We start from the raw sequence: 21,914 nt of genomic DNA, 5'->3' as shown, positions 1-21,914 counted from the left end.
GGCTCAGCCTCCGCCGATGAAATGCACGATCTCCAGCTGGTCGCCGGCCGCCAGGGCCGTCGCGGCGTAGGTGGAGCGGGGCACGATCTCCAGGTTGCGCTCGACCGCGACCTTGCGCATGTCGAGACCGATCTGCGCCAGCAGGTCGGCCACCGTGGCGGGGCCGCGGAGCTGCCGGGGCTCGCCATTCACCGTGATGGAAATCGTATCCTCCATGCGGCGGAACATGGCGAAGCGGGCGCCCCGCGGCAAGGCACCCGGCCCGGCAACGGACGCATGGCCGGGCGGCGCCGGCGCACCCCGACGCTTGCGGCACGAAATCCGCCCGTGCTAGCCCGTCCGCCCCCACCCGACAGGACACCCTGCCGTGACCCCGCCGCTCATTGCCGTCCTGAACGGTCCGAACCTGAACATGCTCGGCACGCGCGAGCCGGAGAAATACGGACACGCCACCCTCGACGATGTCGAGGCGCTCTGCGCCGAGACGGCGGAGGAGCTGGGGTTGGCGATCGATTTCCGCCAGACCAATGGCGAGGGCGAGCTGGTCACCTGGGTGCAGGAATGCCGCGGGCGGGCGGCCGGCATCGTGATCAACCCGGCCGGCTACACCACCACCTCCATCGCGCTCCTCGACGCCCTGCTGGCGGTCGGGCTGCCGGTGATCGAGGTGCACATCACCAATATCCATCGCCGGGAGGAATTCCGGCACCACAGCTATGTGTCGAAGGCCGCGACCGGCGTCATCGCCGGCCTGGGCGTGCAGGGCTATGCGCTCGCGCTGCAGGCGATGGCGGGGCTGGTCGGCGCCGGCGACCCGGACGACGAAGAATGAGCAACGGCATCCAGTTCGACCCCGAGGCGATCCGCGCCCTGGCGCAGATCCTGAAGGACACCGACCTCACTGAAATCGAGCTGGTCGAGAAGGACAGCCGCATCCGCGTGGCCCGCACCCTGCCGGCCCCGGCTGCCACCCCCTCCGTGCAGATGGCCTGGCCGGCGCCGATGATGGGCCAGCCCGGGCCGGCCCAGGCGCCCGTGCCCGTCGCGCCCGCGGCGGCGCAGGCCGCGGCGGAGGAGACGGTCGATCTCTCCAAGCATCCGGGCCTCGTCGCCTCCCCCATGGTCGGCGTCGCCTATCTCTCGCCGGAGCCGGGGCAGCCGCCCTTCGTCACGCTGGGCGCCAGGGTGGCGCAGGGCCAGACCCTGCTGCTGATCGAGGCGATGAAGACCTTCAACCAGATCAAGGCGCCGAAGGCCGGCACCGTCACCCGCATCCTGATCGAGACCGGCACGCCCGTCGAGTATGGCGAGCCGCTGATGGTGGTGGAGTAAGCGCGCGTGCGCATAGGAAAGGTGCTGATCGCCAATCGTGGCGAGATCGCGCTGCGCATCCACCGCGCCTGCCAGGAGATGGGTATCCGCACCGTCGCGGTGCACTCCACCGCGGATGCCGCCGCCATGCATGTGCGCCTGGCGGATGAGAGCGTCTGCATCGGCCCAGCCCCGGCGCGGGACAGCTACCTGAACGTCGCCGCCATCCTCTCGGCCGCCGCCATCACCGGCGCGGATGCGGTGCATCCCGGCTATGGCTTCCTCTCGGAGAACGCCAATTTCGCCGAGATGGTGGAGGCGCACGGCCTCGCCTTCATCGGCCCGCGCCCCGAGCACATCCGCATGATGGGCGACAAGATCGCGGCCAAGGACGCGATGCGCCGGCTCGGCGTGCCGCTGGTGCCCGGCAGCCGCGGCGCGCTCGCCTCGGTCGAGGAGGCGCGGGCCGTCGCGGCCGAGGTGAAGTACCCGGTGCTGATCAAGGCGGCGGCGGGCGGCGGCGGGCGCGGCATGAAGGTCGCGCGCTCCGAGGAGGAGCTGGAGGAGGCCTGGCGCGTCGCCCGCACCGAGGCGAAGGCCGCCTTCGGCGACGATGCGGTGTATCTGGAGAAGTATCTCGACCGGCCCCGGCATATCGAGTTGCAGGTGCTGGCCGATACCCATGGCAACGTCGTGCATTTCGGCGAGCGCGACTGCTCGCTCCAGCGCCGCCACCAGAAGCTGGTGGAGGAGGCCGGCTCGCCCGTGCTGAGCGCGGCGGAGCGCGACGCGCTCGGCGCCCAGGTGACGCGGGCGCTGCGGGAGCTCGGCTACCGCAATGCCGGCACGCTGGAATTCCTCTGGCAGGACGGGCAGTTCGCCTTCATCGAGATGAACACCCGGCTGCAGGTGGAGCATCCGGTGACGGAGATGGTCTGCGGCATCGACCTGGTGAAGGAGCAGCTTCGCGTCGCGGCCGGCGAGCCGCTCGGCTACGACCAGTCGGAGATCCGCTTCCATGGCCATGCCATCGAGTGCCGGATCACCGCCGAGGACCCCGACAGCTTCGCGCCCTCCCCCGGCCGGGTGACCACCTACCACGCGCCGGGCGGGCTCGGCGTGCGCGTGGATAGTGCGCTCTACTCCGGCTACAGCGTGCCGCCGCATTACGACAGCCTGGTGGCCAAGCTGGTGGTGCATGGCGTGACACGGGCCGAGGCGATTGCGCGGCTGCGCCGGTCTTTGGCCGAGATGGTGGTGGACGGCATCAGCACCACCCTGCCGCTGCACCGCGCCATCATGGAGGATCCGGAATTCCAGGCCGGGGACTACACCATCCATTGGCTGGAACGCTTCGTGGCGAAGCGGATGGCGGCGGGCTGAGCAGGCTCCCCCCGACGTTAGGCGGGACTGGCCGGCAAGCGCGTGGCGGTGCGGCCAGGGGCTGGCTATAGTCGTCGCATGTCGAGCCACCGCATCATCGAGGCGAAGGAGCGCTTGCCGGAACCGGCCGCACGCGCCCTTCGGGGTGAGCCGGTGACGCAATTGCAGCGGGTGGCAGAAGCTGCGGACCAGCCCGCTTCCACGACGCAGCGAAGGCCGGTCCGCCGCACCGATGCGCCGGGGCGGAACTGGGCGGGGTTCCTCCCGCCGGGCGTGCCTGATGCGTGAGAACGGCTCCGCCGCCTGCGCGACCGGGCATGGACTCGATCGCCCGTCTCGACCTGGGTGTTCCCCTGCCGGCCTGCGCGGCCGGGGCGTTGGTCGGCCGGGTGGAAGCAGCCTGCCCGGCCAGCGATGCCGCGGAGTTGGAGTGGACGGCCGCGATCGCAGGGAAGCACCGGATGCATGCCCTGCCGGGGACTGATGCGGGCCTGGCCTCCGATCGCGCCGGCCGATGGCGCGGCGCGGCCGCAGGGCGGGTGACCATGCCGCCGGACGGTCCCCTGCAGCCTTGCGCCCGGACCGGCGGGCCTGCGGCCGATCGCAGCGCTCCGGACGCCCGCCACCGCGCCATCGCGGCCCATAACGGTCCCATTCTCGGCGCCCTTTCTCCTCCGGTCACTGCCGCATGAGCCGCCGGCAGATCGACATCACCCCGGACCTCATGCTCCGCGCCTATCGCGCCGGGCTCTTTCCCATGGCCGAAAGCCGGCGGGGCGATCGGCTCTACTGGCTCGATCCCGAACGCCGGGGGGTCATCCCCCTCGACCAGGGCTTCCACCTGCCGAAGCGCCTGCTGCGCACCGTGCTCTCCGGCCCCTACCGCGTCACCGCCGATGCCGATTTCGCCGGCGCCATCGCCGGCTGCGCCGCCCCGGCGCCGGGGCGGGAGGATACCTGGATCAACCCGGAGATCGAGTTCCTCTTCCTCTCCCTCCATCGCCAGGGCCATGCCCATTCGGTCGAGGTCTGGCAGGGCGATGCCCTGGTCGGCGGCCTCTATGGCGTCGTGCTCGGCAGCGCCTTCTTCGGGGAGAGCATGTTCAGCCGCGCCCGCGACGCCTCCAAGGTCGCCCTCGTCCACCTCGTGGCGCGGCTGCGCCTCGGCGGCTTCACCCTGCTCGACAGCCAGTTCCTGACCGAGCACCTGTCGCAGTTCGGCGCGCATGAGATCCCCCGCGCCGAGTACAAGCGCCGCCTGGCCCAGGCGGTGATGGCGCAGGCGGCTTGGCTTCCCTCCCCCGACCCGGCCGCGCTGGAGGCCGAGATCCGCGCCCTGCGCGGTGGCGGCCGGGACGACGCGTGACCGCCCCCAAGGATGGGCCGGAGCCCGGCGAAGCCGCCGATGACGGCCCGCCCGCCGGCCGGCCGCGCCCCGCCCCGCCGCCGCTTCCCGGCGCGGCCGTGGCCGGCGACCCCGCCCCGCCCCGGGCCCGGCGCGTGCAGGGCGGCACGGCGACGGCCGATGTCATCCTCTCCGCCCATGCCGGCGGCAATGCCGAGCTTTTCCCGCAGATCCTGGCCCTGCACGTGCCCGACGGCGCGGTGGTGGCGGACGTCACCTTTGGCCAGGGCGTCTTCTGGCGGCAGGTGCCGCCCGGCCGCTACCGGGTCCTGCCCTCGGACCTCGCCACCGGCACGGATTGCCGCGCCCTGCCCTATGCCACCGGCGCGATCGACGCCCTGGTGCTCGACCCGCCCTATATGGAGGGGCTGCTGCGCCCGAAGGCCGAGACCCGCGGCGGCCTCGGCAGCCATGTGGCGCTGCGCGACTACTATGCCTCGGGCGGCGGGCGCGAGGCGCCCGGCGGCGGGCGCTGGCACCAGGCGGTGCTCGACCTCTACCTGGATGCGGCGAAGGAGGCGCGGCGGGTGCTGCGCGACCACGGCATCCTCATCGTCAAATGTCAGGACGAGGTCAGCGCCAACCGGCAGGAACTCACCCATGTCCAGATCGTGACCGGGCTGGCTGAGCTCGGCTTCTATGCCCGTGATCTCTTCGTCCTGGTCCGGCCAAACCGACCGGGCGTGGCGCGCCTGCTGCGGCAGGTGCATGCCCGGAAGAACCACAGCTACTTCCTGGTCTTCCAGAAGGTGCCGGAGGGGCAGGCGGTGGCGCGCTACCGCACCCGGGACCTGCCGCCCCGCCCCGGCCCGGCACCGGGCTGAACCGCCGCGCCGCACCGGAGGGGGTGTCCCAAGGGGCGCAACGGCAGTTCCACCGCCCCAGCGGCGCCACCGGAGCAAGACCAGCAAGACCCGCGCCCTCCCGCCCGCCGCAAACCCGCCCTGCGCCAACTCACGCTTCCGCCAGCGCCCGATCGGGACTAGACACCCGCGCTCTCGGCCCCCCGCCGCCCCCCGGAGCACACCATGTCCGACCGCATCTCCCTCCCCAAGGACCGCATCCGCGTCCTGCTGCTGGAGGGGATTTCCGACAGCGCCGTCGAGCTGCTGAGCGCGGCGGGCTACCAGACCGTGACCCGCCTGACCAAGGCCCTGGACGGCGCCGCCCTGGCCGAGGCGCTGCAGGGTGTCCACATGCTCGGCATCCGCTCCCGCACCCAGCTCAGGGGGGAGGCGCTGGCAGCGGCCGACCGGCTGATCGCGGTGGGATGCTTCTGCATCGGCACCAACCAGGTGGACCTGGACACCACCCGGCTGCGCGGTATCCCGGTCTTCAACGCCCCCTTCTCCAACACCCGCTCCGTCGCCGAACTGACCATGGGCGAGGTGGTGATGCTGCTCCGCGGCATCCCGGACCGCTCCCGCTCCGCCCATAAGGGCGGCTGGGACAAATCGGCCGAGGGCAGCTACGAGGTGCGCGGCCGGTGCCTGGGCATCGTCGGCTACGGCAATATCGGCAGCCAGCTCTCGGTCCTCGCCGAGGCCTTCGGCATGCGGGTGATCTACTGGGACCACACCACCAAGCTGCCGCACGGCAATGCCCGGCCCTGCGCCTCGCTCGGCGAGCTGCTGGCCGAGGCCGATATCGTGACGCTGCACGTGCCGGAGACGCCGGAGACCATCGGCATGATCGGCCCGGCCGAGATCGCCGCCATGAAGCCCGGCAGCATCCTGATCAACAACGCCCGCGGCACGCTGGTGGACCTGGCGGCGGCGGCGGCGGCGCTGCGCAGCCGCCACCTGCTGGGCTTCGCCGCCGATGTCTTCCCGGAGGAGCCGGCGCGGAACGGCGAGGTCTTCGCGAGCCCCGTCCAGGGCCTGCCCAACGTCATCCTGACCCCGCATATCGGCGGCAGCACGCAGGAGGCGCAGTCCCGCATCGGCCAGGAAGTGGCGCGCAAGCTGATCGAGTACAGCGACACCGGCGCCACCATGGGGGCGGTGAACTTCCCGCAGGTGCAGTTGCCGGCCCGGCCGACCGGCGCGCGCTGGACCCATGTGCACCGGGACGCGCCCGGCGTCCTCTCCCGCATCAACGAAGCCTTCGGCCGGCGGGGCCTCAACATTGCGGCGCAGTACTACCAGACCTTCGGCGAGCTCGGTTACGTGGTGGTGGAGAGCGTCGAGGCCCGGGACCAGGCGGAGGCGATCCTCGGCGAGCTGCGCGCGCTGCCCGGGACCGTGCGGGCGCGGCTGATCTACGAGCGGGAATAGGCTGCCGGCGTCGCCGGCCCGGGGGTTTGGAAGGGCGCTGCGGGGTCCCGATCGCGCGATGCGCGGTGATGGGGTGTCCCTGCCCCTTCTGGCCGCCCCGCCAAGGGCTGAAGGGCCGTTGGGATCCATGAGCTTGCGGCGACAAGGCGCGCACCGCGCGGTTTCGGACAAAGCTCCGGGGCGGATCGTGGCGGAAAAGCGGCAGAGCGCGCGGGCGCGAGCGGCTTCGAACAGATCCCCGGCGGCGCGGGCTCCCTTCGAGGAAGGATGAAGGAAGCGGGGCGCCTGGGGCATCGCCGGTCTCCTTGCCGGTGATGCGAACATAGCACGAACAAGATCGCTGCGGCAATGAGATTGGCCGGGCGCGGCGCAGGCGGCGGGCCAGGGCGGTCTTCGCGGGAAGGTTGCGGCCGGGGCCATGCGGCACCGGATGCCCCGGCAGTCCGCCCGGCGGCAGGCGCGCCAGCCAGGCGGGACGCCAGGCCGGGCCGGAGGCCCGGCCTGGCGGAGGGTGGCTCAGGCCGCCTCGGCCACCGGGGCGCGGCGCTCGCGGCGCGCGGCCTCCCTCGCGCGGCGGCGGGACTGGGCCAGCAGGCGGGCCAGGTCGGCGGCCGGCAGGTCGAATCCCTCCAGCGCCGCGTAGCAGCGGTGGGTCTCCGTCATCGCGGCGAAGAAGCCGCGGATATCGCCGGAGAGGCGGGCGCGGGCCGCCGCCGCCTCGGCCGCGTCATAATCGGCGAGGGCGGCGCGGAAGGCCTGCTGCAGGGCGGCATCGCCCTGCAGCCGGAAGCCGGGGCCGCGGCGGTGCCAGTCCAGGCGCAGGGGCTGGGGTGCGGCCGGATCGCGGGGGGCAGCGAAGAAATCGGCCGGCAGGCGTGGCAAGGCCAACGGGCGGATGCCCGGCAGGCTCATGATACGTTCCATCCCAAGCACTCGCTTTTTTGGTCAGCGGTTCCAGGGGCCAGAGGGCGCCCCATGGCGGGGATGATACTTCAGACCGGGTCGCTTGGGGAGCGGAAGAGAGATGGTTCCTGGTGCGATCCGAAGGGAAACTCACGCACGGCGTGTGGCGGTGCAGCATGAGCGGCACGGGACGCGGACCGTTCCGGCTTGCGTCGCAGTTGCGCCTGTGGATAGCGGCGGGAGCGCGCGGCGGCATCGTGGAAGGCAATCATGCCCGCGCAAGATTCGTTCCGGCGCGCTGCGGGGTCCCCCATGCCACCGAATGACGCGGCGCTGAGGCGATCATGCCACGGGCGATGCGGCCGGGTTCCGGAGGCTCGCGCGGAGATGAAGCCGAAAGGCGATCAGGCCGTGGGCGGACCTTCGGTGGACGGGACCAGGTGGGGCTGGGACCGGAAGCTCAGGCCCTCATAGATCCCGGCAAGCGGGAGGGTGATGCCGAGGACCGGAACGGTGACATTCGCCTCCAGCCCGGGTTGGTGACGACGCGGTCGTGGCGCTGGGTGGCGCGGACCATGGCGCGTGGCTGGCCCTGACGAGTTCGTATCGCAGGTCCTGGCGTTCCAGCCAGGCAAAGAACATTCCGCCCAGGGAGGTTGAGCGGCTGCCGGTACATCACACTCTCGGAATGACCTCGCTCCGCGCCAGGATGGTAGCCTTGCGAGACATCCTTCGACACGTCACGAATGGCTGCCGGCCATGATGAGGGCCGCATGCCTGCGGTGGGCACGCGAAAAATATGCCGACCTGCGGATCAGGCGCAGCGCATGGCCTGCGGTTCGCGGTACCCCAAATCCCGGAACCTGCTGGGCGACAAGGCGATCCGCAGCCTGCGCCTCGGCGCCTGAGCCTCGCCCCCTTCCCTCCCCGCCCCCCTTCCCCTACAACCCGCCCCCTTCGCCCACGCTGCGCCCACCGGGCCCGGCGCGTGCCCGCTCATTCCCAACCACCCGGACAGGTCGCCCACCCATGGCAAAGATGCAGGCCAACCAGATGCGTGCCGGCATGGTCATCGAATTCGAAGGCCAGCGCTACACCATCCTCAAGCAGAACATCATGATCCCGGGGAAGGGCGCCGCCGTCATCCAGGTGGAGATGCGCAACGTCAAGACCGGCGCCAAGAAGGACCAGCGCTGGCGCACCGCCGATACGGTGGAGCGGCTGGAGACGGCGGATGAGGAGTTCACCTTCTCCTATGCCGAAGGCGAGCAGCTCGTCCTCATGCACCCGGAAACCTACGAGCAGACGCATGTCTCGAAGGACATCCTGGGGGACCGCCTGCCCTTCCTGGTCGAAGGCATGACCGTGAATGTCCGCCTGATCGAGGGCGAGCCGGTGGCGATGACCCTGCCGGAATCGGTGGTGCTGGAGGTGACCGAGGCCGACCCGGTGGTGAAGGGCCAGACCGCCTCCTCCTCCTACAAGCCGGCCATCCTCTCCAACGGCGTGAAGACCATGGTCCCGCCCTTCGTCACCGCCGGCGACAAGATCGTGGTGAAGACCGAGGACGCCTCCTATGTCGAGCGGGCGAAGTAGGCCCCACGCCACGCCTCGCTGACCGCGGGCGCCTCCGGTTCCTGTCCGGGGCGCCCGTTCGGCCCGCGGCCCCGGCCGCCGGCCTGTCCCCGGGGCCGTGCCGCGGCCCCGTCCCGCGCGTTGCACGCGGGCCCCTCGCCTGATCCAGACCCGCCGGGAACGCCATGGCCTCCTCCCCCCGCCTCTCCCCTGCCCTCAACGTCGTCGTCAATGCCGTGCAGAAGGCCGGCAAGCGGCTCCTCCGCGATTTCGGGGAGGTCGAGCAGCTCCAGGTCTCGGTGAAGGGCCCGGGCGATTTCGTCTCCGCGGCCGACATCCGGGCGGAGGAGACGCTGCGCGCCGAACTCTCCCGCGCCCGGCCGAATTTCGCCTTCCTGATGGAGGAAAGCGGCAGCCACGGCGCCGCCGACTGGGAATGGCGCTGGGTGGTCGATCCGCTGGACGGCACCAGCAACTTCCTGCACGGCATCCCGCACTGGTGCGTCAGCGTCGGGATCGAGAAGCGGATCGATGCCGACAGGTCCGAGATCATGGCCGGCGTCATCTACAATCCGGCGGCCGATGAGATGTTCTGGGCGGAGAAGGGCGTCGGCGCCTTCCTGAACGACCGGCGGCTACGCGTCTCCGGCCGCAAGGACATGAAAGAGGCGCTGTTTGCGACGGGCATCCCCTTCGCCGGCGTGCCGCGCAAGGCGGAGTTCACCCAGACCCTCGCGCGGCTCATGCCGCAGGTGGCCGGGGTGCGGCGCTTCGGCTCGGCGGCGCTGGACCTCGCCTGGACCGCGGCCGGCCGCTACGACGGCTATTGGGAGCTCGGCATCAAGAAGTGGGACATGGCCGCCGGCCTGATCATGGTGAAGGAGGCCGGGGGCTTCGCGACGGACCCCGAGGGCGGCGACCCCTATGCAGAGGGCAACATCGTCGCCGGCAATCCCAACCTGCAGCCGAAGCTGCGGGAGGTGGTGCAGGAAGGCATCGCCGCCGCCGGCGCTGCCCGCAGCCGCACCGCCGAGGTCCCGCCCGCCGCGGGCTGACGCCCGGCCGGGTGCGCCGCGCGGCATCCGGCCCAGCCTGCCGCCCTGCGTCGGCCCGTCCTCCGCCGATGCCCCGGGCGACCTACAGCGGATCGCGTTCAAAACTGAACGCCAATTCGCCCGCCTGTAGTACCAGGCCGCGAACGCCCCGCGCCTTCGCTACGGTGATCCGCCGGCCGCGGCCCTTGCCGGGCCGGCTGATCCCGCCGGCTCCACCGCCGCGGGCTGCGAGTTTCCAAGCCCCCCCATATCGCCTACCCTTGCCGGGCAAGGAATTGGGGGCCGAATCCAGGGTGTCGGGCATCATGCCAGTCCGGGCGGCCCTGCGGCCGGGGCTGTTTCTCTTGGGGGCGTTGCTGCTGGCCGGCCAGGTGCCGGCCCAGACCGCTGACGCGCGGCCGGAGGATGGTCCCATCCCGGCCGAGCCCGCGCCCGCCCCGCCCGCCCCGGTCGATCTCTCCGTCCGTCCGCCCCCTGCCCCGCCGCCCGCCGCGCCTGTGGCCGCCGCGCGGCCCTTCGCCCTGCCGCCGGGAATGGAAGCGCTGCCGGAGGGCGCCTGGCGGCTCCGCTTCTCGCCGGGGGCGGAAGCGCCGCCCCGCACCGCCGAGCCGGCGCTGGCCGAGCTGGGCCGGCGCCTGGCCGCCGGGCCGGAGGGGCGCGTGGTGCTGCTGGCCCAGGCCAGCGGCCCGGCCGACATCTCCGCCGCCCGCCGCCTCAGCCTGGCGCGCGGCGTGGCGGTGAAGGAGGCGCTGGTGGCCGGCGGCCTGCCCGCGACCCGCATCGATATCCGCCCGCTGGGCCGGACCGGGGACGCGACGGATGCCGTCGATGTCCAGCCGCCGGGCCTCCGGCGCGCCGCGCCGTGACGCGCCCCCCAGACCGGATGAGCTTCGGCCGATGACCCCTCCCCTTCGATATCTCTGGCGGATGCTCGGCTTCCTGGCCGTGGTGGTGCTGGTGGCGGCGCTGCTGGGGACCGAGCTGGCGAACGCCTTCGCCAGCAACCCGGTGCTGAACGGCCTCATCCTCGGCGTGCTGGGGATCGGCATCATCTGGAACCTGCGGCAGGTGCTGATGCTGCGGCCGGAGGTCGACTGGCTGGAGCATTTCCGCAGCCCCCGCCTCGGCGCCCCGGCCATGCCGGCGCCGCGGCTGCTGGGCCCGATGGCGAGCATGTTCGCGGCGCGGCGGTCGGACCGGCTGAGCCTCTCGGCGCCGGCGATGCGGAGCGTGCTGGACGGCATCACCTCGCGCCTCGACGAAAGCCGCGAGCTGTCGCGCTACATGACCGGGCTGCTGATCTTCCTCGGCCTGCTCGGCACCTTCTGGGGGTTGCTGCTGACCATCGGCTCGGTCTCCGAGGTGATCGGCGGCATGTCGGTGGGTTCGGGCGACCTGAACCAGCTCTTCAACCAGTTGAAGACCGGGCTGGCGCAGCCGCTGACGGGCATGAGCACGGCCTTCTCCACCTCCATGCTCGGCCTGGCGGGCGCGCTGGTGCTGGGCTTCCTCGACCTGACGGCGGGGCAGGCGCAGAACCGCTTCTACAACGAGCTGGAGGAATGGCTGGCCGGGATCACCCGGCTCTCCTCCGGCGTGCTGGGGGATGTGGGCGGCGAGGGCGGCGGCAGCGTCCCGGCCTATGTCCAGGCGCTGCTGGAGCAGACGGCGGAGAACCTGGAGCAGTTGCAGCGCATCCTGGCGCGCGGCGAGGAAGGCCGGGCGCAGACCAGCCAGGCCATGATGACGCTGACCGAGCGGCTCTCGGTGCTGACCGACCAGATCCGCGCCAGCCAGACGCTGATGCTGCGGGTGGCGGAGCAGCAGGCGGCGCTCGGCCCCGTCCTGCAGCGCCTGGCCGATGCGCAGGCCGCGCCGGCGGCGGATGAGGTGGTCCGCGGCCATCTCCGCAACACCGAGATCTATCTCTCGCGCCTGTTGGAGGAGCTGGTCAACGGCCGCGCCCAGTCCACCGCCGAGCTGCGCAGCGAGATCAAGCTGGTGGCGCGGACCATCGCGGCGCTGGCCGAGGAGGCCCCGCGCTGATGGGGGCGGACCCGGGCCGGTCCAGGGGTCGCCTGACCTCCGGCGGGGGAGCGCGAGGGGGCAGCGCCCCCCCGCTTCGGTAGATGGCCATCGGCCGGCGCCGCCAGCGCGGGGGCGGTCTGGATGCCTGGCCCGGCTATGTGGACGCGCTGTCCACGCTGCTCATGGTCATCATCTTCGTCCTGCTGGTCTTCGTCCTGGCCCAGGGCTTCCTCAGCGTCACCCTGTCCTCCCGCGACCGGGCGCTGGACCGGCTGAACGCCCAGGTGGCGGAACTGGCCGAGATGCTGGCGCTGGAGCGCGGCCAGGCGACCGAGCTGCGCAGCGCCCTCACCCGCACGACGGAGGAGCTGCGGGCCGCCGCCACCGCCCGGGATGCGCTGTTCGCGCAGCTGCGGGAGGCGCGGGAGGAACGTGACCGGCTGGGCACCGAGCGCGACGCGGCGCAGGCGGAGCGGGACCGCCTGACCGCGCGGCTGACCGACCTGGAACTCGCCGGCCGCGGCGGCGCGGAGCGGCTGGCCTCGCTGGAGCAGCAGTTGGCCGAGGCGCTGCGGCGGGCCGAGAGCGTGGGCGGCGATGCCGCGCAGACGGTGCGGCAACTGGCCGAGACCGGCCGCAGCCTGGCGGCCGAGCGCCAGGCGCGGCAGCAGAGCGAGGCGCGGGTCGTGGAGCTGGACCGGCAGCTCGCCGAGAGCCGTGGCGCGGCGGAGACGGCAAGGCGGGAGCTGGCCGCGCTGCAGCGGCAGTTGCAGGAGGCGCAGGCGCAGCTCGCGGCCGAGCAGCGGCAGCTCGCCGCGATGCGGACGGAGATGGCGGCGCTCGACCGCCGGGTGCAGGCCGACCGCGCGACCATCGAGGCGCGGCTCTCGGATATCGCCCGCCTGTCGGAGCAGGTGAAGGCGCTGGCGGCCCTGCGCGACCAGCTGGAGCGGCAGGCGGAGGAGGCGGCCCGGCGCGCGGGCGAGGAAGCGCGGGCCCGCAGCACGGCCGAGGCGGCCGGGCTGACCGAGGCGGAGCGGCGCCAGGCGGCCGAGCACATGGCGGCGGCGGAGGCCGAGCGGCGGCAGGCGGCCGAGCGCGCCGCGACCGAGCAGGTGCGGCTGGCCGAGAGTGCGCGCGCCCAGGTGGCGCTGCTGAGCCGCCAGATCGAGGAGCTGCGGAGCCAGCTCGCCCGGCTGACCGCGGCGCTGGACGTGGCCGAGACCTCCGGCCGCGACAAGGATGCCCAGATCGTGGCGCTCGGCACCCGGCTGAACGCGGCGCTCGCGGCGCGGGTGGAGGAGCTGCAGCGCTACCGCAGCGACTTCTTCGGCCGGCTGCGGGACGTGCTGGGCGACCGGCCGGAGGTGCGGATCGTCGGCGACCGCTTCGTCTTCCAGTCGGAGGTGCTGTTCCCGCCCGCCAGCGCGGATCTCTCGCCCGCCGGCCAGCAGCAGATCCGCGAGATCGCGCGGGTGCTGAAGGAGCTGTCGGAGCGCATCCCACCGGATGTGAACTGGCTGCTGCGGGTGGACGGCCATGCCGACCGGCAACCGATCCGCAGCGCGCGCTATGCGACGAACTGGGAACTGTCGGCCGCGCGGGCGATCGCCGTCGCGCAATTGCTGATGGCGGAGGGGCTGCCGCCCAACCGGGTGGCGGCGACCGCCTTCGGCGACAACCAGCCCTTGGACAATGCCGAGACGCCAGAGGCCTATGCGCGGAACCGGCGGATCGAGCTGCGGCTGACCGACCGCTGATCGCCGCCGCGGCTCGCGCAGGACCGGCCCGGGAGGCACCGGGCATGGGAGGCTGCCGGCCGCCATGAGGATCCGGGCCCGGCGGGCATCGGCGGCGGGAATGCGCGGCCGCCATGCCGGCGCGCATCATGGTGGCCGGGCATGATCGCGTCCCGCATCAATCCGAATACGCTTATGCGGCCACAGGCGCCGGCACCGCCTGCAGCGCCGGCACCGCGGCATCGGCCGCGGGCCGCATCCGTGGCCTCCGCCGCCGATGCCTGCTGCCCGGCATCGCTGGCCTGAAATTGGAAAAGGGCCGCGGCGTCTCCGCCGCGGCCCCAGTCCTGCTGCCCTGGGCGGCGCTATTGTGCCTGCGCCACCGGGTCCAGCTTGTAGCCGCCGCCTTCGGTCAGCAGCAGCCGGGCATGGGAGGGATCGGGCTCGATCTTCTGCCGCAGGCGGTAGATATGGGTCTCCAGCGTGTGGGTGGTGACCGCGCTGTTGTAGCCCCAGACCTCGTTCAGCAGCACCTGCCGCGGCACCGGCTTGCCGCCGGCGCGGTAGAGGAACTTCAGGATCGAGCTTTCCTTGTCGGTCAGCCGGATCTTGCGGTTGCGCGCCGGCTCCAGCAGCAGCTTGGCGGAGGGACGGAAGGAATAGGGCCCGATGGTGAAGACCGCGTCCTCGGAATTGTCGAAGACGCGAAGCTGCGCCCGGACCCGCGCCAGCAGTTCCGGCAGGCGGAAGGGCTTGGCGATGTAGTCGTTGGCGCCGGCATCGAGGCCGCGCACCACATCCTGCTCCGCATCCGCGCCGGTCAGCATGATGACCGGCATCTTCCGGCCCTCCCGCCGGAGCTTGGCGCAGAAGTCGCGGCCATCGCCGTCCGGCAGGCCGATATCGAGCAGGATGGCATCGTAGCGCGCATCGGCATCGGCGAGCTTCGCCGCGGCCTCGGTGGCGCTCTCCGCCTCATCGGCGGTGAAGTCGCCTTCCTGGGCGATCTGCTCGGCGAGGGTGGCCCGCAGGGCGGCATCGTCCTCAACGATCAGGATGGGGCGGGGAGTGGCCATGCGTCCTCCGACACGTGATGGGTTTCGGGGTGCCGGCACAGTGCAAGCCTGCGCGATGCCTAACCCGTTGGAGAGAATTGAAACCATCAAGCGAGAAACGCACCTCACGGAAGCGTTGGATCGCATACACAATATTGCGAACCAGAGGCATACCTCTGGAGTTACAGCAATTTGCCTTCAAAAGGCGGCTTCAGGTCCGGGGCGTCAAACTCCACAACCCACAGATCGGGATCGCGTTTCACCTGCCTTGCGATATAGGCATCGGCCGTCTCCTCATCCACCGGCGTGGCGCCGCTGCCGCGCATCCAGGCCGGCCGCCCCTCGGCGTCCCGCACCTGGCTGAGGACGACGAGTCCCTCCCGCCCCCGCAGGACGCACAGGATTCCGCCCGAATCCGGGTCGCCCTTCCGCAAGACCGCCCCGCTGCGCCCGGCGATATCCGCCAGCCGCAACGCCATCGAGACCCAGATCCCGGCTTTCACCCGCGCTTCCATGTGGCGCATAGGGGCCTGAACCGGTCCCGCGTTCAAGCCCCGGCCTTGCTCCTCCGGGCCGGCTCCGCCACATCTGCCGCGTCGAAGAGGTTCCCATGGATCAACGAAAGATGACCGAGGCGCAACGCGCCTATGAGGCGAAAAGGGCCGCCAAGGCGGGGATGAGCCTGGAGAAGTGGCTTGCCCAGAAGGAGAAGGAAGCCGCCGCCGAACGCGCGCAGGTGTTGAAGACGCCAAAGGTCGAGGCGACGGCGAAGAAACCGGGCTTCTTCGCCCGCCTGCTGGAGAAGGCGCAGAAGCCGCTCTGACGGGACCGCGACGGACCTGATGCAGGATCGCACCGGGCGGGGCGTCCGGCGCTGCGGCACCGCTCCTCTCCGGCAGGGGCGGGCCCGGCCGGGCATCCGGGGGCGAGAGCCCGGGGGCGGCCGGCAGACCAGGCCCGCTGCGCCGCACCGGCCCGCCTTTCGACCCTCGGCCTAGACCATCCGCAGCAGCGTGCCGTCCCGCCGGATCGCCTGGTGGAACACCACGCCGCCGACATGCAGCACCAGCAGCACCAGGATCGACCAGCCGCCGATGGTGTGGAGCGTCTTCAGCACCTCGGCGAGCGGCTCATGGGCCTCCATGAATTTCGGGAAGTCGATCAGGCCGAGATAGGCGGTCTCCCCGCGCAGCGGAAAACCGAAGGCATTGGTCATGAGGAAGCCAAGGCAGGGCTGCAGGATCAGCATCACATAGAGGCTGTGATGCACCGCCGCGGCCGCCCGGCGCAGCGGCACCGGCACATGCTCGGGCAGGGGCGGCGGCGGATGGCGCAACCGCCAGGCCAGCCGCGCCAGCGCGACGAACAGGATGGTCAGGCCCGCCGATTCATGGATGGCGTAGAACACCATCTTGTCCGAATCCTTGATGTGCTTGATGACGAAGCCGACCGGCATCGCCGTCGCGAGCAGCACCACGGTGACCCAGTGGAACCATTTGGACAGGGTGGAATAGCCCGGCGGCGCGACGGCCGAGGCCGGGACCCGGGGCTCCTGCACCGTCGCCATCGCGATCTCCTCCCAGCTTGCATCCCCGGCGCCGCCGGCGGCCGCAGGGCGACGGCCGCGCCGCGCCAGTCCCGCCAGCATGCCACAGCGCAGGGCCGCGATGGGTGACCTGATCGCCGCCCATGCGGATTGGAGCACCGACCCGCGCAAGCGCTGGCTGACCCGGGCGCGCCGCACGGCCGGGCGGTGGCAGGCGGAGGCGCCGGAGCCGGTGGGGGATGTGGCGGCGCTGCTGCCGCGGCTGCTGGCGCCGGGCCTGCCGGTCGCGCTCGGGCTCGACCTGCCGCTCGGCCTGCCGCGGGACTATGCTTCGGCCCGGCCCGAGGCGGATTTTCCCGACTTCCTGCGCGGCCTCGCCGCCCGGCCGGGCTTCTTCCTGGTGAATGCCGGGCTGGAGACGGTCTCCCCCGACCGGCCCTTCTACCCCGCCCGCGGCGTCGCGGGCATGACCCGGGCCGCGCATGCGGCGGCGCTCGGCCTCGGCGGCCCGCAGGGGCTCTCCCGCTGGTGCGACCGGGCGACCGCCGAGCGCCCGGCCGGCGCCCCGCTGTTCTGGACGCTCGGCGCCAACCAGTCGGGCAAGGCGGCGATCGCCGCCTGGCGGGACTGGCTGGTGCCGGCCCTCGTGGCCGGCGCGCCCATCCGGCTCTGGCCCTTCGAGGGCGGGCTGCGGGCCTTGCTGGCACCGGGCCGGGCCGTGCTGGCCGAGGTCTATCCGGCCGAGGCGCTGCGGCATTGCGGGCTGCGGCTCATCGGCAGCAAGCGCGCGGAGGGCGCGCGGCGCGCCCTGGCCCCGGCGCTGCGGGCGGTGATGGAGGCGCGCGGCATCCTGCCCTCCCCGGCGCTGGCCGGGGCCGTCGAGGCCGGCTTCGGCGCCGATGCGGCCGGCGAGGACCGCTTCGATTCGGTCATCGGCCTGCTCGGGCTCCTCGCCGTGCTGGAGGGCGCGCGGCCGGATTTCGTGCCTGATGACCCCTGGGTGCGCCGCTGGGAAGGCTGGGTGCTGGGCCAGACGGCCCTGCCGCGCTGAGCCGGGACGGAATCACGCCGGGGGCGCCGGGCGATGTCGCCCGGCCTGCCGGTTCCCTTCGTGTTCCCTTCGCGCTGCCCGCGGCCGGCCGCGCAGTCGCCGCCCTACCCCGCCCGGCGCCCGGCGACGATGCCGGCGAACTGCGCGATGGCGGCGAAATCGGCGATGTCGAACACCGCTTCCCGCTCCGCCGCCGGGCGGCGGGCGCCGCGTTCCCGCATCCTCGCGCCGCGGTCCGGCGCCTCGTCACGCGGTCGAAGCCGGCCCTGGCCCTGCCTCGTCTCGCTTCGTTCCATCTCGTCGCTGCGCAATGGCATATCCCGGTCTCCGCCGCCTGGATCGCGCCCATGCGGGGCATGATGGAGATACGTCCCGTATCGATGGTTCGTTGCGTGGATTCGGCGAAAGATTCTCGCTGTTACACGGCACGCCGGCGCGGCGAGGGATCAGGCGAGGAAGTCGAGTGTCGCGTTCAGGGCGGGCTCGGCCGCCACGCGCAGCCCGCCGGGCCGTGCCTCCGCCAGGACGCCCTGCGCGCGCAGCAGCGCCGATGCCGCGGCCAGGTCCCGCACCCGGAAGGCGATCAGCACCAGGTGGTCGCCACGTCCCGCGGGATCGGGCGCCGCCGCGCCGAGTTCGGCCACGACGGCCGCATGCGGCGCCACCTCGACCACCACCGGCCCGCAGGGCAGCAGCACCCGGCCCCCGGGCCCCTGCCCCAGCGCCGCCTCGCCGAAGATCCGGCGGAACATGGCGGCCTGCCGCTCCGGGTCGCGCGCCGAGATCAGCACACGGGCGATGGAGGTCGCGCCGTTCGGATGGACCTGCCATTCCGGCCGCCAGACATGCTGCGGCGTCAGGTGCTCGCACCAGTAGATCCGGCCGTCGAGACCGGCGCCGCGATCGAGCCGCACCGTCCGGAACCGCGCCTCCTCCCGCGCGCCATCCGGCAGATCGACCGGCCGGTGGAAGGACTGCGCCGGCAGGGCGGGCACGCCGCGCGCGACCAGGCCGGCCGACAGCGCTTCGGCCTGCTGCGTCCGGAAGACCAGGCCGTTCAGCCCGACGGGATAGGTGGCGATGTCGGGCCGCAGCGCCCCGCCCGGCACATCCGTGCCGAGCAGTTCCAGATAGTCCTCCCCGAACACCGCCAGGTGGTTGGCGGAACCCAGGCTGTGCCTCCCCAGGGGCGTGAGTTGGAAGCCGAGCGCCGCCATGCGCGCCGCCCCCGCCGCCATCCGGTCCCGCACATCGATGACGAGGTGGTCGAGGACGGGGGCCAAGGCTCAGCCCTCCGCCCGCCGGTAGAGCCCGGCCGCCTCGGCCGCCTGGGCCATCATGGTCACCAGCAGTTCCAGCATCGGCGCCGGCACGCCTCGCTCCCGCGCCAGCCGCAGCACCACCCGGAACAGCGCATCCACCTCCATGGGCCGGCCCGCCTCCAGGTCCTGCAGGATGGAGGGTTTGTGCGGGATATCGGCCGAGAGGGTGACGCGCTCCTCCGCCTCGCCCGGCACCGGGCGGCCCATGGCGGCGGCGATCGCCATGCCCTCCCGCACCACCTGCACCGCCGCGTCCCGCACCACCGCGTCGCGGAAGGTGTCGCGCATGTTGCGCCGGGTCAGCACGCAGATCGGGCCGTTGGAGAGGTTGTTCAGCAGCTTCGCCCAGACATCGGTGCGGATGTCGGGGCTGACGCTGCATGGCAGGCCGCCCGCCTTGAGCGCCGCCGCCAGCGCCACCGCCCGGTCGGAGCGGCTGCCATCCGGCTCGCCGAGGAGCAGCTTGCTGCCGCGGCTGGTCACCTCGATCACGCCCGGCTCCGGCACATGGCAGGCCGAGTAGATGACGCCGCCGATGGCGCGCCGCGGTCCGACCAGGTCCCAGACGCTGCCATCCGGGTCCGCCTCGGGCACCCGCTGCCCTTCCTCCGGTCCGCCATGGCTGGCGAAATACCACCAGGGAATGCCGTTGGTGACGAAGGCGACCGGCGTCTCCGGCCGAAGCAGGGGCCCGATCGCCCGCGCGACGCCGCCGAGCGCCGGCACCTTGGTGCAGACGATCACCGCATCCTGCGGGCCGAGCTCGGCCGGGTCGGCCGCGGCGCGCGGCCGCGCCTCGATGACGCCGTCGGGGGTGCGGACGGTGAGGCCACGCTCCCTGATGGCGGCAAGATGGGCCCCGCGCGCGACCACCGAGAGATCGGCGCCACCCTTGGCCAGCCGCCCCGCCAGATGCCCGCCGATCGCGCCGGCGCCGAAAATGCAGACCTTCATGGCAGTCCTCCTGGCTGCGGCGCGTGGCGCCCGGCCTCGATCACGATCCGCGTCGTGAGCGCGACCATGGTATCCGGCGCGGGCGGGGCCTGGACCAGCGCCCCGATCCGCAGCGGCCGCCCCGCCTCCGCCGCGCGCAGGATGGCGGGGCAGCGGCAGACTCTCGCCGGAGCGGCGCTGCGCGCCCCGGGCAGGTCGCCCGGTGCCAACCCGCTACAGGCCCTGGTGCGATGGGCACGGGTCCTCATGCCACCGCATGAAGCTGCGTGACCATGGCGGCCCCGGCCTCGACCAGCCGCGCCACGATGCTCGCACCGTGCCCCGCATTGCCGGGACGGCTGTCGGCGCAGGCGACGCCGCCCGGCGCCACCTCCTCCACCTCCATCGGGATGTTGATCTCGACGCCCGCGGCGCGGACCGTGCCGAAATTGGCGACCGGCAGCCCGAGCACCGGCGGCACCGGCTGCTTCTCCCGCGCCGCCTCCGGCCGGCAGAGATCGGGGCGGAGATGCAGCGCGACCGACCAGACCGGATCGCCGCCATGGCCGAAGCTGGCCGGGCTGCCGCCGAGTTCGGCATGCAGCGCGCCGGCGATGCGCCAGAGATGCATGGCGGGCACCAGCAGGTCGTGCCGCCGTCGCAGCGCGCGCGCCGCGGCATCCACCGGGGCGATCGAGCCGGCATGGCCGTTCAGGATGAGGATGCGGCGCGTGCCGGTGCGGATGAGGTTGTCGCAGGTCTCCTCCACCACTGCCTGCAGCGTGGCCGGCGAGAGCACGATGCCGCCCGGGACGAAGGAGAAGTAGTCGACGCCGCCGAAGGGAATGGCGGGCAGCACCAGCGCATCCGCCCCCTGTGCCACGGCCGCCGCGGCGATGCGGTCGGCGATCGCCTCGGCTAGCAGATAGTCGCCCATCGGCGCCTGCGGGCCATGCGTCTCCAGGCTGCCCATGGGGAAGAGCACGGCGGCACCGGCGGCGAGGCGCCGCGCGACCTCGGGCGCGGTCAGCTCCGCGATGCGGTGCTGACCGGCCGGCGGGTTCGGACCTCCGCGGCTCGCTCCGCTCCGGTCATCCGACGGCGCGGTCACGCCAGCATGTCCAGGGCGATGCGCGAGAGGGCCTGCACGCCGAGGCCGATGCAGCGCTCATCCGGCTGGTAGCGGTCGTTGTGCAGGGCATCCTGGCGCCCCGGCGCGCCACTGCCGATGCGGAGCTGGAAGGCGGGAACCCGCTCGGCGAACTCGGAGAAATCCTCGGCGCCCATGCTCGGCCTGCCCTCGGCGATCACCTCGCCGAGCTGGCGCCGCACCGCGGCGATGGCGGGATCGAGCACGCTGTCGGCATTGATCAGCGGCGGCACGCCGCGATGGTAGCCGAGCGTGCAACTCGTGCGGTGCATCGCCGCCAACCCCTCGGCCAGGCGCTTCAGCGCCGCCTCCGCGATGTCGCGCGACTCCCGGTGCAGGGTGCGGACAGTGCCGCGCAGCTCGACCGTCTCCGGGATGATGTTGGGCGCGGTGCCGCCATGGATCATGCCGATGGTGACGACCGCCGGCATCAGCGGGTCGATCTCCCGGCTCACCACCGTCTGCGCCTGGGAGACGAAGGCGGCGGCCGCGATGACGGGATCGACCGATTTGTGCGGATGCGCGGCATGGCCGCTCCGGCCCCGCACCAGCAGGTCGAAGCGGTCGGCGGCGGCGAGCGTTGAGCCGCGCACATAGCCGAAGCGGCCGACCGGCATGTCCGGCTGGTTATGGAAGCCGAGCGCCATGTCCACGCCCTCCAGCACGCCATCCGCCACCATGGCGGCGGCGCCGCCCAGCGACTCCTCCGCCGGCTGGAAGACCAGGACGACGCGGCCCGCCAGTTGCGGCGCGAGGTCCTGCAGCACCTCGGCGACGCCGATCAGCGTGGTCGTGTGGATGTCATGGCCGCAGGCATGCATGGTCCCCGCCACGGTGCTGGCGAAGGGCAGCCCGGTCTCCTCCTGGATCGGCAGCGCGTCCATGTCGGCGCGGATGGCGAGCGTCGGTCCCGGCCGGCCACCCTCGATCACCCCGACCACGCCGGTGCGGCCGATGCCGGTGCGATGCGGGATGCCGAGGCGCGCCAGTTCCGCCGCGACGATGCCCGCCGTGCGCACTTCCTCGAAGCCGAGTTCGGGATGGGCATGGATGTCGCGGCGGATTTCGACCAGCCGCGGCTCGATCGCGGCGACCGCGTCGCGGATGCGCGTCGCGGGATCATTGGTGAGGCGTTCCGGGGACAACTTCGACATCACGGGTTCCGCGCGCAGGAAGGCGGGC

The 21,914-nt window shown here is 72.7% G+C and carries 25 protein-coding genes; 14 read left to right on the top strand and 11 right to left on the bottom strand.

The features are described 5' to 3' along the window. Positions 1-3: 3 nt before the first annotated feature. A complete protein-coding gene (thiS, locus tag LHA35_RS29170; RefSeq protein ID WP_226607065.1) occupies positions 4-216 on the bottom strand; it encodes a sulfur carrier protein ThiS in 213 nt (70 codons plus the stop codon). A gap of 151 nt (positions 217-367) precedes the next feature. Between thiS and aroQ the strand changes: the two genes are divergently transcribed. From aroQ to serA, 7 genes are all read left to right on the top strand, one after another. Further along, entirely contained in the window at positions 368-832 is a 465-nt protein-coding gene (gene aroQ / locus LHA35_RS08625; protein ID WP_226607063.1) for a type II 3-dehydroquinate dehydratase, read from the top strand. Continuing rightward, a complete protein-coding gene (accB, locus tag LHA35_RS08620) occupies positions 829-1,332 on the top strand; it encodes an acetyl-CoA carboxylase biotin carboxyl carrier protein (protein ID WP_226607061.1) in 504 nt (167 codons plus the stop codon). The genes aroQ and accB overlap by 4 nt, the downstream gene beginning before the upstream one ends. A 6-nt stretch (positions 1,333-1,338) precedes the next feature. Continuing rightward, positions 1,339-2,694, top strand: a complete 1,356-nt coding sequence (gene accC, locus LHA35_RS08615) for an acetyl-CoA carboxylase biotin carboxylase subunit (protein ID WP_226607058.1) — start codon at positions 1,339-1,341, stop codon at positions 2,692-2,694. A gap of 317 nt (positions 2,695-3,011) precedes the next feature. Further along, positions 3,012-3,386 (top strand): hypothetical protein, encoded by a 375-nt coding sequence (locus LHA35_RS08610; RefSeq protein WP_226607054.1) that lies wholly within the window; start codon positions 3,012-3,014, stop codon positions 3,384-3,386. Further along, complete coding sequence (gene aat / locus LHA35_RS08605) at positions 3,383-4,060, top strand: leucyl/phenylalanyl-tRNA--protein transferase (RefSeq protein WP_226607052.1); 678 nt, start codon at positions 3,383-3,385, stop codon at positions 4,058-4,060. Before LHA35_RS08610 ends, aat begins: the two co-directional genes overlap by 4 nt. Continuing rightward, positions 4,057-4,923 carry a hypothetical protein gene (locus LHA35_RS08600; protein WP_226607048.1) on the top strand — a complete coding sequence of 289 codons (867 nt, stop codon included), beginning with the start codon at positions 4,057-4,059 and terminating at the stop codon, positions 4,921-4,923. The genes aat and LHA35_RS08600 overlap by 4 nt, the downstream gene beginning before the upstream one ends. A gap of 204 nt (positions 4,924-5,127) precedes the next feature. Then, on the top strand, positions 5,128-6,375 hold the full coding sequence (gene serA, locus LHA35_RS08595) for a phosphoglycerate dehydrogenase (RefSeq protein ID WP_226607046.1): 1,248 nt from the start codon (positions 5,128-5,130) through the stop codon (positions 6,373-6,375). 516 nt (positions 6,376-6,891) lie between these two features. Here the strand turns inward: serA and LHA35_RS08590 are convergent. Continuing rightward, the gene (locus LHA35_RS08590; RefSeq protein WP_226607044.1) at positions 6,892-7,287 is read right to left on the bottom strand and encodes a hypothetical protein; all 396 of its coding nucleotides are present in this window, start codon (positions 7,285-7,287) and stop codon (positions 6,892-6,894) included. Positions 7,288-8,307: 1,020 nt separating this feature from the next. Here LHA35_RS08590 and efp point away from each other — a divergent pair. The 5 genes from efp (at position 8,308) to LHA35_RS08565 (ending at position 13,696) form a co-directional block, all read left to right on the top strand. Continuing rightward, the gene (gene efp, locus LHA35_RS08585) at positions 8,308-8,874 is read left to right on the top strand and encodes an elongation factor P (RefSeq protein ID WP_226607040.1); all 567 of its coding nucleotides are present in this window, start codon (positions 8,308-8,310) and stop codon (positions 8,872-8,874) included. Between the two features lie 164 nt (positions 8,875-9,038). Further along, positions 9,039-9,908, top strand: a complete 870-nt coding sequence (locus LHA35_RS08580) for an inositol monophosphatase family protein (protein WP_226607037.1) — start codon at positions 9,039-9,041, stop codon at positions 9,906-9,908. A gap of 371 nt (positions 9,909-10,279) precedes the next feature. Continuing rightward, positions 10,280-10,774, top strand: a complete 495-nt coding sequence (locus tag LHA35_RS08575) for an OmpA family protein (protein ID WP_226607035.1) — start codon at positions 10,280-10,282, stop codon at positions 10,772-10,774. A gap of 31 nt (positions 10,775-10,805) precedes the next feature. Continuing rightward, entirely contained in the window at positions 10,806-11,954 is a 1,149-nt protein-coding gene (locus LHA35_RS08570) for a flagellar motor protein MotA (protein WP_226607032.1), read from the top strand. 83 nt (positions 11,955-12,037) lie between these two features. Then, entirely contained in the window at positions 12,038-13,696 is a 1,659-nt protein-coding gene (locus tag LHA35_RS08565; RefSeq protein WP_226607030.1) for a peptidoglycan -binding protein, read from the top strand. A gap of 344 nt (positions 13,697-14,040) precedes the next feature. Here LHA35_RS08565 and LHA35_RS08560 read toward each other — a convergent pair whose 3' ends face one another. After that, entirely contained in the window at positions 14,041-14,751 is a 711-nt protein-coding gene (locus LHA35_RS08560; protein ID WP_226607028.1) for a response regulator transcription factor, read from the bottom strand. Positions 14,752-14,912: 161 nt separating this feature from the next. Further along, entirely contained in the window at positions 14,913-15,245 is a 333-nt protein-coding gene (locus LHA35_RS08555; protein WP_226607026.1) for a DUF1491 family protein, read from the bottom strand. Between the two features lie 110 nt (positions 15,246-15,355). Between LHA35_RS08555 and LHA35_RS08550 the strand changes: the two genes are divergently transcribed. Then, on the top strand, positions 15,356-15,553 hold the full coding sequence (locus tag LHA35_RS08550) for a hypothetical protein (RefSeq protein WP_226607024.1): 198 nt from the start codon (positions 15,356-15,358) through the stop codon (positions 15,551-15,553). 171 nt (positions 15,554-15,724) lie between these two features. On the opposite strand, the gene LHA35_RS08545 is transcribed toward LHA35_RS08550, so the two are convergent. After that, positions 15,725-16,297, bottom strand: a complete 573-nt coding sequence (locus tag LHA35_RS08545; RefSeq protein WP_226607022.1) for a cytochrome b — start codon at positions 16,295-16,297, stop codon at positions 15,725-15,727. Positions 16,298-16,397: 100 nt separating this feature from the next. Here LHA35_RS08545 and LHA35_RS08540 point away from each other — a divergent pair, with 100 nt between their 5' ends. Further along, the gene (locus LHA35_RS08540; protein WP_226607019.1) at positions 16,398-17,327 is read left to right on the top strand and encodes a hypothetical protein; all 930 of its coding nucleotides are present in this window, start codon (positions 16,398-16,400) and stop codon (positions 17,325-17,327) included. Between the two features lie 104 nt (positions 17,328-17,431). On the opposite strand, the gene LHA35_RS08535 is transcribed toward LHA35_RS08540, so the two are convergent. The 6 genes from LHA35_RS08535 to LHA35_RS08510 all read right to left on the bottom strand — a co-directional run bounded on the left by LHA35_RS08535 (position 17,432) and on the right by LHA35_RS08510 (position 21,886). Beyond that, on the bottom strand, positions 17,432-17,644 hold the full coding sequence (locus LHA35_RS08535) for a hypothetical protein (RefSeq protein WP_226607015.1): 213 nt from the start codon (positions 17,642-17,644) through the stop codon (positions 17,432-17,434). 129 nt (positions 17,645-17,773) lie between these two features. After that, positions 17,774-18,610 (bottom strand): VOC family protein, encoded by an 837-nt coding sequence (locus LHA35_RS08530; protein WP_226607013.1) that lies wholly within the window; start codon positions 18,608-18,610, stop codon positions 17,774-17,776. 3 nt (positions 18,611-18,613) lie between these two features. Continuing rightward, a complete protein-coding gene (locus tag LHA35_RS08525) occupies positions 18,614-19,603 on the bottom strand; it encodes a ketopantoate reductase family protein (protein ID WP_226607011.1) in 990 nt (329 codons plus the stop codon). After that, positions 19,600-19,851, bottom strand: coding sequence for a hypothetical protein (locus tag LHA35_RS08520; protein ID WP_226607008.1), 252 nt, complete (start codon positions 19,849-19,851; stop codon positions 19,600-19,602). The genes LHA35_RS08525 and LHA35_RS08520 overlap by 4 nt, the downstream gene beginning before the upstream one ends. Beyond that, complete coding sequence (locus LHA35_RS08515; RefSeq protein WP_226607006.1) at positions 19,848-20,693, bottom strand: creatininase family protein; 846 nt, start codon at positions 20,691-20,693, stop codon at positions 19,848-19,850. Before LHA35_RS08515 ends, LHA35_RS08520 begins: the two co-directional genes overlap by 4 nt. Continuing rightward, a complete protein-coding gene (locus tag LHA35_RS08510; RefSeq protein ID WP_226607005.1) occupies positions 20,690-21,886 on the bottom strand; it encodes a M20 metallopeptidase family protein in 1,197 nt (398 codons plus the stop codon). Before LHA35_RS08510 ends, LHA35_RS08515 begins: the two co-directional genes overlap by 4 nt. Positions 21,887-21,914 lie beyond the last annotated feature (28 nt).

Origin of the sequence: Roseicella aerolata, assembly GCF_020523605.1 — a bacterium.
Taxonomy (GTDB): Bacteria; Pseudomonadota; Alphaproteobacteria; order Acetobacterales; family Acetobacteraceae; genus Paracraurococcus; species Paracraurococcus aerolatus.
Note: the sequence above shows the minus strand (reverse complement) of the source record. Positions and strands in the feature narration are given on the sequence as shown.